Raw genomic sequence first — 9,631 nt, 5'->3', positions numbered from 1 at the left:
GGCGTAGGGCGGGGGCCAGGCAGCAAGAAGTCCCGATGAGGGCTCGGCGCCCCCGCACGAGCCGACCATCGTCGCCCCCCATGTCACCCCGGTACTTCGGTGAATCCGCTGGGTCAAAGGCGGACGTTATCCCGCCGGCGCAGAGAGCCCCCGTACCTGAGAAGCCAGAAATCAACAGTTGGACGCTGGATGCCCTCAAGCAGCTAGAATGGAAGCGATTTGAGCTGCTTTGTGTTGGGTACTACGAGGCGATGGGGTTCGTGGTCAAGACTGTCCCCCATGGTCCCGATGGCGGCATCGATGCAACCTTGTACAAAGCAGGCCTAGATGTTCCCGTGGCCGTGGTCCAATGCAAAGCATGGAGCAAGCCGGTGAAGGTGGAGCAGGTCCGCGCACTTGCCGGTGTCATGCACGAACACAAGGTGCGTAGGGGCGTTTTCTGGTCGTTGTCTGGCTATGTAGGGCGACCGGTAAAGGAGTCGGCAGACCGAGCCGGCATTCAATTACTTGATGGTGCGGGCATCGTCGAACGGATCTGCGCCCTCGATCAGTACAAGCAAGCGACGTTGCTGAAGCAGGCGTTTCGGGGCGACTACCGGACGCCGACATGCGCGGCCTGCGGAATCAAGATGGTTGAGCGGAAAGGGTCAGCCGGTGCATTCTGGGGTTGCCAAAACTATCCCGGTTGCAAGGTCAGACTGTCCCGCAACGTCTAGGAACCGGCTCGATCAATCATCGCCGCCGCGCTCTCAGTCAACGAGGTCCCCCCCGGGGAAGGCTGGCTTTCCGGCAGGCTCGAGCGCCGATTTTCTGCCTTGATACCGACACGATGCTTTAGGTTGCGAGGTATGTCTCATGAACGGTCTGCGGCATCGCCAGAGCCAGGTCTTCATCACTGGAGAGGCGGCGCAGCGCGGACGCCGGCAAGGACCTGCCGCCTCCATCCGGTCGGCTCTTCCCGACCCTTCTCAGTCATCGAATGAGTTCCACGCAAATGGCTCTTTGCATGCGATAAGTGGACGTTCGGTAGAGCCGGTACGAGGCCCTGAATGGCTTTTCCGTTCAAGGCGTCGCGCAGAGCAGTCCCGCCAGCTCAAGCCGCTTTGGCTAAGGGTTGCTCCACTTGCTGAATTGCCATGAGCACGACGATGGCCCCTACGCCGAGGACCGATGACAGCCAACGCGCCCTTGCCCCGAATGCATCCAGGCAAATGCCGAACAGCCATGGCGCAAACGCTTGTGCGACGCGTGCGGGGACCATCAGGATGCCTTGACGGTGGCCGTAACCGTTTGGTCCAAAGATGAACAAAGGCAGCGTTCCCTTGGCAATGGTCAGGATACCGTTGCCAGCGCCATGCAATACACCGAACAATGCCGCCGCCGGGGCGCCTGCGAGGCCGAATGCCAATGCACCAATGGGGTGTAGTGCGGCAGCAATGCGAGCAGAAAGCAAGGGATGGACCCTACTTAGGAAACCGAATTCGAGGATTCGCGCCCCCACTTGTGCAGGGCCGATCAAGGCGCCTACCGTCACAGCCGTTGCCACGGTTGCACCGCCAGCCTGCAGGAGGCGTGGCAAATGCGCCGCCATCGCCGTGCTGATGAACCAGGTCGCCGCGAACACGAACGCCAAAGCATACGAAGCAAACCGTTGTGAGTCGCTCTCTGCCACGCTCGATGGCTCGAGCGTCGCGGGCACAAGCTCATATTGCTTCGTATCTTCGGATACAAGACTACGCGGCATGCTGGCATTTAAGAGCAAGCCGAGTGTCAGGTGTAATCCCGCCCACGCAAGACACGCCCCGCGCCACCCGATGTGTGCCTCCATGAATGTCGATAGGGGCCAACCGACCGTACTGGCGAAGCCAGCAATCAGCGTAATGCCGGTGATGGCGCCCCGAGAGCGGTTGCCGTATAGGGCCACAAGCGTTGCAAATGCAGCTTCATATAACCCTGCGCCCATCCCCACACCCAAGACAAGCCAGGCAGCAACGAGTCCAACTGGGCCTTGGGCGAAGCCAAGACCTGCCAGACCCAGGGCAAAGATGATGCTGGTGGCTACCAGTACCGACCGACCACCAGTCCGATCGATCATTCTGCCTGCAGACGGTCCAATCAAGGCCGACACGATAAGCGCGGCGCTGAATGCCGCAAATACCGTGGGGGTGGACACGCCGAGATCCTTCGCCATCGGCGTCGCCAGCATGGCCGGCAGGTAGTACGTCGAACCCCACGCCAGAGTCTGGGCAATGCCAAGCCTGGCGATCAGGCTGCTGCTCGGCTCCGTGGCCATTCCGTTCTTCGCTATTCGACTTCGCCGCTGTCGGTATCGCTGACCTGAGCGTCCTGCTCATGAGTCATCGCGGCCGCAGCGAGCGTCGTGGCAGTCGCCGGCGCAGCCTCCTTGCGCTCGCTGTAGCGGTCGGTCAGGTAGTCGCTACGATCGCGCACGAGGAGTGTGAACTTGTACAGTTCCTCCATGACGTCGACCACGCGGTCATAGTAGGAGGATGGCTTCATGCGGCCGTTCGCGTCGAACTCCTGATACGCCTTGGCGACCGACGACTGGTTGGGTATCGTCACCATGCGCATCCAGCGTCCCAGCACGCGCAGAGCATTGACGGCATTGAAGGATTGCGAGCCGCCGCAGACCTGCATAACGGCGAGCGTCCGCCCTTGGGTGGGACGGATGCCGCCCATTTCCAGCGGCAGCCAGTCGATCTGATTCTTAAAGACCGCGGTCAGTGTGCCGTGCCGCTCGGGGCTGCACCACACCTGGCCTTCCGACCACTCCGAGAGCTTGCGCAATTCGACCACCTTGGGATGATCGGCAGAAACACTGTCGCAGATCGGCAGGCCATGCGGGTCAAACACGCGGGTCTCCGCACCGAAGTGCTGCAGGATCCGTTCGGCTTCCTTCACGAGGAGGCGACTGTACGACGTCTCGCGCAGCGAACCATAGAGCAACAGGATGCGCGGCGGGTGGGTACTGATGCGTGCCGGCTCCAGCTTGTACAGGTCCGGGGTATCGATAAGAGCCGGAACGATGTTGGGCATATCCATTGTCATTGCACCCTACGTCCTTGCGCGTCGATCACGACCTCGCCATCCTCCTTGGTGAACGACCCTTGTTGTGGCGAGGGCAGGATGTCGAGTACGACTTCCGAAGGCCGGCACAGCCGCACGCCCTGTTCGGTGATGACAAAGGGCCGGTTGATCAGGATCGGGTGGGCGAGCATCGCATCGAGCAACTGGTCATCCGTCAGCGCCGGATCGGACAGGCCCAGTTCGGCGTAGGGCGTGCCATTTTCGCGGATGGCCTGGCGCACGGTTAGTCCGGCATCCCGGATCATCTGCTGCAATGTCTGCCGGTCCGGCGGTGTGTTCAGATACTCGATGACATTCGGCTCGATGCCCGCATTGCGGATCATGGCCAAAGTGTTGCGTGACGTGCCGCACGCAGGATTATGGTAGATCGTTACCGACATCTCTTTTCCTTAGCGGGCCTTGGCCTCGTACCACGACTGCGACCGGTTGACGATGCTGACGACCAGCAGCATGACCGGTACTTCGATGAGAACACCTACCACTGTCGCCAGTGCCGCTCCCGACTGGAAGCCAAAGAGGCTGATTGCGGTCGCGACTGCGAGTTCGAAGAAATTGCTGGCGCCGATCAGGCTGGACGGGCCCGCCACGCAATGGGCTACACCAAATTTGCGGTTCAGCAGGTAGGCGAGTCCAGAATTGAAGAAGACCTGAATCAGGATCGGTACCGCGAGCAGCGCGATCACCAGCGGCTGGTCGATGATGGCCTTGCCCTGGAATGCAAACAAGAGAATCAACGTAAGGAGCAGCGCGGTGATGGAATACGGGCCGAGTCGTTGCACGACACGCTGGAAGTAGGCAACGCCGCGGCCCAGCAACATTTTGCGAAGCAGTTGCGAGATGATGACCGGCACGACGATGTACAGGGCCACCGACGTGAGCAGGGTGTCCCACGGCACGGTGATAGACGACAGGCCCAGCAGCAGCGCCACCACCGGCGCGAAGGCAACGACCATGATGGCGTCGTTCAGGGCGACCTGGGACAGCGTGAAGTACGGATCGCCCTTGCAGAGCTGACTCCAGACGAACACCATGGCGGTGCATGGCGCTGCGGCCAGCAGTATGAGGCCGGCCACATAGCTGTCAAGCTGGTCGGCAGGCAAAAGCGGCGCGAAGAGGTGGCGCACAAAGAGCCATCCGAGCAGCGCCATCGAGAACGGCTTGACCGCCCAGTTGATGAATAGCGTCACTCCGATGCCTCGCCAGTGCGACTTCACCTGGCCCAGTGTGCCGAAATCAATCTTGATCAGCATGGGGATGATCATCACCCAGATCAGGATGCCCACTGGCAGATTGACCTGCGCGTATTCCATCCGCCCGATCGCCTGGAAGACGTCAGGCAGCATCTGCCCCAGTGCGATACCAGCGACAATGCACAGCGCGACCCAAACGGTCAGATAGCGCTCGAAAAAGCTGATGGCCGGTTTGGCCGCGGGCCGGATGGTCGCTGCTACGTTTTGGCTACTCATGCTCAGCTCCCCGCCAGACGCTGCAGCGTCTCCTGCAACTCGGCGTTGCTCATGTCGTCGATCGGGAGCAGCAGCAGTTGCAGCATCCGGTAGCCGATGGCCTGCCGGGTCAGCTCGAATGCCTGGCGCTTCTTCTCGTCGCCACCTTCCATGTTGGACGGGTCAGGGTAGCCCCAGTGAACCTTTACCGGGCTACCCGGCCAGTACGGGCATTCTTCTTCGGCCGCGCTGTCGCACACCGTGATCACGACGCGCATGTGCGGCGCATTCTCGCCGACGAATTCATCCCAGCTCTTGCTGCGGAAATCGCCGACATCGACGCCGGCGTTTTCGAGCGCCTCGATTGCGAACGGGTTGATATGTCCGCTCGGGGAGCTTCCGGCGCTGTAGGCACGCACATCCCGGCCGAATTGCTTGGCCAGATGATTGAGCATGCCCTCGCTCAGAACGCTACGGGCGGAGTTGTGGGTACAGAGGATCAGTACGTTGGTAGTCATGGGGGCTGCAACAACAAGTTCTGTTGGGGGGTGTTTCAGCGCGTTCCGATGTCTCGGATGGCCTTTTGAAGCGCGATGGCGTCAAGCTTCTGTAGGGGCAGGGACAGGAACAGTTCAATACGACGCTTGAGCGAAATGACTGCGTCGTTGATGGCCTGCTGCTTCTGGGCTTCAGTGCCCTCGCATGCGGCCGGGTCGGGGACGCCCCAATGCGCCGTCATGGGCTGGCCAGGCCAGACGGGACAAACTTCTCCCGCCGCCTTGTCGCAGACAGTGAAGACGAAATCGAGCGCCGGGGCGTCATCCTGGGAGAACTCATCCCAGCTCTTGCTACGAAACCCGTTTGTCTCCAGGCCGTGGCGTGCCAGTGCCGCCAGCGCGAGGGGATTCACGACCCCGGTGGGATGGCTGCCTGCTGAATAGGCTCGGAAGCGCCCCTTGCCCAAATGGTTCATCAGCCCTTCCGACAGAATCGAGCGCGCCGAATTGCCAGTGCAGATGAACAGCACGTTGTAGATCTTTTCGCTCATAGCGCACCCTCAGCAGCAAGACGACATGGAGTTGACCGCGATGCCAATCGGCTTCCCCTTCGGAGCACGAGGCGCGCAACAGGCCGATTCTTGACCGGCCGCTTCGATCTTTTGGGATTCACCATACACAGGCACATCGCCGAGGGTGTGGAAGTGCTCCCACGCGATGCCCTGCGGGTCCGTCAGCCAGTACTTGTCGCTACGCGCATAGCAGCAGGTGGTTTCGCCTTCGTCTTGCAGCGCGATGTCCGCGGCTTCGGCTCGCTGCTTCAACGCGGTGAGTTCGTCGGCGTCGTCGGTCTGAAAGCCCAGGTGGTCTACCCCGGTTTCCGCGCCGCGCGCCGAAATGGCGAAGTTCACACGGGGGTCTTCAAGCATCCATTTCGCGTAGTCGTCTTTGACCACCGACGGTTCGGCTGCGAAGAGCGCGGAGTAGTAACGAATGCTCGCAGACAGGTCTGCGACGCTGACGTGCACGTGGAAGCGTTTCATGATCAAGACTCGGTGGCTATGGAACAGGTGGACACAGGGGAGCACGGATTGCCGCTGCAGCAGTTCTCCGTGAGGTAAGCCAGCAAGGCGTTCATGGTCTCGAAATGGGCCATGTAGATGATCGAGCGACCGTCCTGGCGGCTGGACAGCAAGCCGGCGCGGTGCAGCTCCTTGAGGTGGAACGACAACGATGACGCCGGCATTTCCATCAGTTCGGCAATTCGGCCAGCCGGCAGCCCGGCGGGCCCTGCCTGCACGAGCATCCGGAAGACAGACAGGCGAATCGAATGGGCGAGTGCAGCAAGCGCTTCAAGGGCGTGATCGGTTTCCATGTTTCTAATATAGTCGAAACATGGAAACCAGCAAAGTGAAATTTGTATGACAGATGTGACGGCGGGCGCTCATTGGACCTCGGCGCAGCGACCCAATCACCGTTCCATTACACGAGCCGTGTAATCAGGTTAGCCAAGCCAGGCGACCGTTTAGTATGTGCCTCCCGTCGTCTGATTCTGGTCGCGCGTATGACGGCAACTGGCCGGCAAGCGACGTCCGCGAGCGAAACACGGCCGGCTGTGACGATGGCGGGTACGCGGTTTCCTCCAGGCAACGATCAGTCCGGGTTCGCGCCGACTGGACTAAGTCAGGTCGGACAGCCCGCCATTACCGGCCGTACCAGCGGCACGAAGGCGGGTTCCCTGGGGACGAAAATAACGGCCGATAACGTTGTGCTTGTCGTGCTTCGTTAGCACGCGGATGTGTCGCGAAGCCATACGATTCGATCCTCGCTATGCGATCAGGGTAGGACTGGGCTATTGGTTGCCATCACGGTCGGTGTCAGTGACACGCGCCGGCGCTGGCTACCTTTGCCAGGCTCGCCAGCCACTCGATGTGGGTACGGCGAGCTCGCCCAGGCTATCCCACGTTCAGTCGTCGGTGATTGCGGCCACGGCCTCGGACAACGCAAGGCCGGCAGGTAGTGCCGCGCCAGCATGCACGGCAGAGTCGCGCCCGGCCTCTAACTTCGCCCCGCAGATGGCCGGCAGCCCACTCCAGTCCCTGCTTCAGTTGGCGCCAGGGCCTGAGGCGGTCGATCACTGGTCCAGCGTGCTCAAGCCGAAGCGATGAGCCGTAAGCGTCATACGGAGCGAGCCCCGCGTTCTCTACAGCTCGCTTGGCGGCCATAACGCCGCATTTCACTAAACTAGTGACTTTCAGCATCTGGTGAAAACGATATTTTCAGTGAAACTTTTGGCCGTATTTCAAAAATTATGGTACTTTCAGCGGATGTTGAAAGGGGTTCATTCAATGAAAGAGGCAGAAGCCCGTGCTGGCGAGGCGTTGCGACGGCTGCTTGAGAAGATCCCGATCCTTCAAATCGAAGACATCGAAGCCGCTGCTGTGTCCGGCGATTGGCGGCCGGACTTAGTCGCCCGGTTGCTCGTGGACGGGCGGGAGCACCTGCTCATCTGCGAGTACAAGTCGAACGGCCAGCCGCGGTACGCGCGTTCCGCGCTTTTAGAACTGCGTAATTACGTGGCGCAGCGAGCCCCGCAGGCGACGCCCGTCTTTATTGCACCCTACCTCTCACCTGCGGTGAGGCAATTGTGCGCAGAAATGGGTGTCGGCTATCTCGACCTGGAGGGAAACGCCCGGATAGCCTTCGGCGGCGTGTTCATCGAACGCATGGTGGCAGACAAGCCCGCTGCCGAACAACGCGAACTAAAGTCGCTGTTCAGACCGAAGTCGGCCCAGGTTTTACGCGCCATGCTGCGCGAGCCCGACCGTGCTTGGCGCGTCACCGAGTTGTCGGAAATCTCCGGAGTCAGCCTAGGGCACGTCAGCAATGTGCGCAACGGCTTGATTGATCGGGAATGGGCGAGCGCGTCGGACGATGGCCTCGTCCTCTCAGCGCCCGACGCGCTGCTTGACGCATGGCGGGACAGCTACACCCCGCCGGCAGGTGAGCGGCTGCGGTTCTACACGCCATTGCATGGCAGCGCGCTGGAAGGCGCGGCCCGCAATACGTTGGGCACACAAGACGGCCAGGGACATGCTGCCTTTGCGTCCTTTTCGGCCGCACAGTGGCTTGCGCCTTATGGGCGAACCGGCACCCACTACTTCTTCGCTGACGAAGATGGTCTGCACAAGCTCCAAGTCGCACTAAAGCTCTCGACTGTCTCCAAGGGCGAGAACGTGGTCGTCACCGTCCCAAAGGACCTGGGCCTGCTCGCTGACACACTCGAACCTGCACCGGGCGCGATTTGCACGAGCCCTGTCCAGACCTACCTTGATCTATCCATTGCGGGCGAACGCGGCGCTGAGGCCGCCGAGCACCTGCGCCAAGAAAGGCTCTCATGGCCCAAATGACACCCCAGGAACCACAGTCGGCCGCCGAGTACGACGACCGGACGACTGCAGCTGTGAAGTCGGTGCTGATCGAGATCGGCCAGATCCTTGGCAGCTTCAAGGGCAAGTTCGCCATCATTGGTGGAGCAGTTCCTTGGCTGCTGCTGGCTAACGAGGATATGCCACACGTCGGCACGCTCGACGTGGACGTAGGACTGGATGCGGAAGCACTCGGCGATGGCGAGTACGCGACCTTGATCGGCGCTCTTCAAGGCCATGGATACGCGCAGCGCGAGGGGCTTCGGCGCTTCCAGTTGGTTCGCCAGGTCACGACGCGAGATGGTGGGGAAGCGATCGACGTCGTGGTCGATTTCTTGATGCCGCGCGACGCGGAGATCGTCAAAAACAATCCCCCCTTGATTAGCGACTTCGCTGTGCAGCGGGCAGACGGCGCCGACTTGGCGATGCGGTTCTACCAGCTGGTCGCTGTGGCAGGGCCGATGCCCGACGGCGGAACCAACCGGGTGGAGATCGCGGTGTGTTCAATTCCCGCTCTTATTGCCATGAAAGGTCACGCACTGGCGGGCCGCTACAAGCAGAAGGACGCCTACGACATCTACTACTGCGTGCGAAACTACCCCGGCGGTATCGAGGTGCTGGCACAGGAATGTTGCCTACTGCTGGGGCACGCCAGTGGCGAGCGCGGTTTCCGACACATCGCCGACAAATTCGACACCTTCGAGGGTTACGGACCCACCTGCGTAAGGCGCTTCGTCGAAGACACGCATGCGCTAGGCGATCGCACGCCAGAACAATGGCAGCAAGATGCGTTCGGGCAGATCGACGCGCTGCTGCGCGCCATGGCGCTGCGAGGTTGAGTCGTGGACTACGCGAGACTTCGCAATCCGCTGGAGCCTCTCGTCACCGCGCTGAAGGATGCCGGCACCCAAAGCACGTACGAGGAGCAGCTACGGGTCGGCGGCAGCACAGGGGCCAGAGGCACTAGTCTTCGCGCGGAACCAGAATTTTCACATAACGCCTGATCTAGACCTTTTCGTTGGCCGCGGCCTTCGGCTTCCCCTACCTCAGACCGCGATGACGTATTGCCAAAGCGCCATTGCGCCAACGTTCACGGCGACAGTGCCCCAGAACGTAACTTGGAATTTCCGCTTCTGGTTTTTGTGTCGAAGCA

General features: G+C 61.1%; 11 protein-coding genes. 3 read left to right on the top strand and 8 right to left on the bottom strand.

Annotated features, from left to right (window positions below; all coding sequences use genetic code 11):
- Nucleotides 1–35 precede the first annotated feature (35 nt).
- Complete coding sequence (locus CF68_RS08850) at nt 36–716, top strand: restriction endonuclease (protein ID WP_084187136.1); 681 nt, start codon at nt 36–38, stop codon at nt 714–716.
- 377 nt (nt 717–1,093) lie between these two features.
- Here CF68_RS08850 and CF68_RS08845 read toward each other — a convergent pair whose 3' ends face one another.
- From CF68_RS08845 to CF68_RS08810, 8 genes are read right to left on the bottom strand one after another with little or no spacing between them, the layout of a single operon-like run.
- Entirely contained in the window at nt 1,094–2,293 is a 1,200-nt protein-coding gene (locus CF68_RS08845) for an MFS transporter (RefSeq protein WP_035817576.1), read from the bottom strand.
- An 11-nt stretch (nt 2,294–2,304) separates the two neighbouring features.
- Entirely contained in the window at nt 2,305–3,069 is a 765-nt protein-coding gene (gene arsH / locus CF68_RS08840) for an arsenical resistance protein ArsH (protein WP_035817574.1), read from the bottom strand.
- Nucleotides 3,066–3,488, bottom strand: a complete 423-nt coding sequence (gene arsC, locus CF68_RS08835; protein WP_035817572.1) for an arsenate reductase (glutaredoxin) — start codon at nt 3,486–3,488, stop codon at nt 3,066–3,068. Before arsC ends, arsH begins: the two co-directional genes overlap by 4 nt.
- 9 nt (nt 3,489–3,497) lie before the next feature.
- Entirely contained in the window at nt 3,498–4,574 is a 1,077-nt protein-coding gene (gene arsB / locus CF68_RS08830; RefSeq protein WP_035817570.1) for an ACR3 family arsenite efflux transporter, read from the bottom strand.
- 2 nt (nt 4,575–4,576) lie between these two features.
- Entirely contained in the window at nt 4,577–5,071 is a 495-nt protein-coding gene (locus CF68_RS08825; protein WP_035817568.1) for an arsenate reductase ArsC, read from the bottom strand.
- A gap of 35 nt (nt 5,072–5,106) precedes the next feature.
- Nucleotides 5,107–5,601, bottom strand: coding sequence for an arsenate reductase ArsC (locus CF68_RS08820; RefSeq protein WP_035817565.1), 495 nt, complete (start codon nt 5,599–5,601; stop codon nt 5,107–5,109).
- Between the two features lie 9 nt (nt 5,602–5,610).
- Nucleotides 5,611–6,093 carry an ArsI/CadI family heavy metal resistance metalloenzyme gene (locus CF68_RS08815; RefSeq protein ID WP_035817562.1) on the bottom strand — a complete coding sequence of 161 codons (483 nt, stop codon included), beginning with the start codon at nt 6,091–6,093 and terminating at the stop codon, nt 5,611–5,613.
- A gap of 2 nt (nt 6,094–6,095) precedes the next feature.
- Nucleotides 6,096–6,425 (bottom strand): helix-turn-helix transcriptional regulator, encoded by a 330-nt coding sequence (locus CF68_RS08810; RefSeq protein ID WP_035817559.1) that lies wholly within the window; start codon nt 6,423–6,425, stop codon nt 6,096–6,098.
- A 952-nt stretch (nt 6,426–7,377) separates the two neighbouring features.
- Between CF68_RS08810 and CF68_RS08805 the strand changes: the two genes are divergently transcribed.
- Nucleotides 7,378–8,460 (top strand): type IV toxin-antitoxin system AbiEi family antitoxin, encoded by a 1,083-nt coding sequence (locus tag CF68_RS08805; RefSeq protein ID WP_035817556.1) that lies wholly within the window; start codon nt 7,378–7,380, stop codon nt 8,458–8,460.
- On the top strand, nt 8,448–9,317 hold the full coding sequence (locus CF68_RS08800) for a hypothetical protein (protein ID WP_200872542.1): 870 nt from the start codon (nt 8,448–8,450) through the stop codon (nt 9,315–9,317). Before CF68_RS08805 ends, CF68_RS08800 begins: the two co-directional genes overlap by 13 nt.
- Nucleotides 9,318–9,631: the final 314 nt, after the last annotated feature.

Origin of the sequence: Cupriavidus sp. SK-4 (genome assembly GCF_000611125.1) — a bacterium.
GTDB lineage: Bacteria > Pseudomonadota > Gammaproteobacteria > Burkholderiales > Burkholderiaceae > Cupriavidus > Cupriavidus necator.
The sequence above is the reverse complement of the archived record's forward strand: the minus strand, read 5'-3'. Positions and strand labels throughout refer to the sequence as shown.

What these genes read in the sequence shown, in the direction of transcription:
- CF68_RS08850 (WP_084187136.1), top strand. Translation starts at nt 36, where the DNA reads ATGAGGGCTCGGCGCCCCCGCACGAGCCGACCATCGTCGCCCCCCATG.
- CF68_RS08845 (WP_035817576.1), bottom strand. Translation starts at nt 2,293, where the DNA reads ATGGCCACGGAGCCGAGCAGCAGCCTGATCGCCAGGCTTGGCATTGCC.
- arsH (WP_035817574.1), bottom strand. Translation starts at nt 3,069, where the DNA reads ATGACAATGGATATGCCCAACATCGTTCCGGCTCTTATCGATACCCCG.
- arsC (WP_035817572.1), bottom strand. Translation starts at nt 3,488, where the DNA reads ATGTCGGTAACGATCTACCATAATCCTGCGTGCGGCACGTCACGCAAC.
- arsB (WP_035817570.1), bottom strand. Translation starts at nt 4,574, where the DNA reads ATGAGTAGCCAAAACGTAGCAGCGACCATCCGGCCCGCGGCCAAACCG.
- CF68_RS08825 (WP_035817568.1), bottom strand. Translation starts at nt 5,071, where the DNA reads ATGACTACCAACGTACTGATCCTCTGTACCCACAACTCCGCCCGTAGC.
- CF68_RS08820 (WP_035817565.1), bottom strand. Translation starts at nt 5,601, where the DNA reads ATGAGCGAAAAGATCTACAACGTGCTGTTCATCTGCACTGGCAATTCG.
- CF68_RS08815 (WP_035817562.1), bottom strand. Translation starts at nt 6,093, where the DNA reads ATGAAACGCTTCCACGTGCACGTCAGCGTCGCAGACCTGTCTGCGAGC.
- CF68_RS08810 (WP_035817559.1), bottom strand. Translation starts at nt 6,425, where the DNA reads ATGGAAACCGATCACGCCCTTGAAGCGCTTGCTGCACTCGCCCATTCG.
- CF68_RS08805 (WP_035817556.1), top strand. Translation starts at nt 7,378, where the DNA reads ATGTTGAAAGGGGTTCATTCAATGAAAGAGGCAGAAGCCCGTGCTGGC.
- CF68_RS08800 (WP_200872542.1), top strand. Translation starts at nt 8,448, where the DNA reads ATGGCCCAAATGACACCCCAGGAACCACAGTCGGCCGCCGAGTACGAC.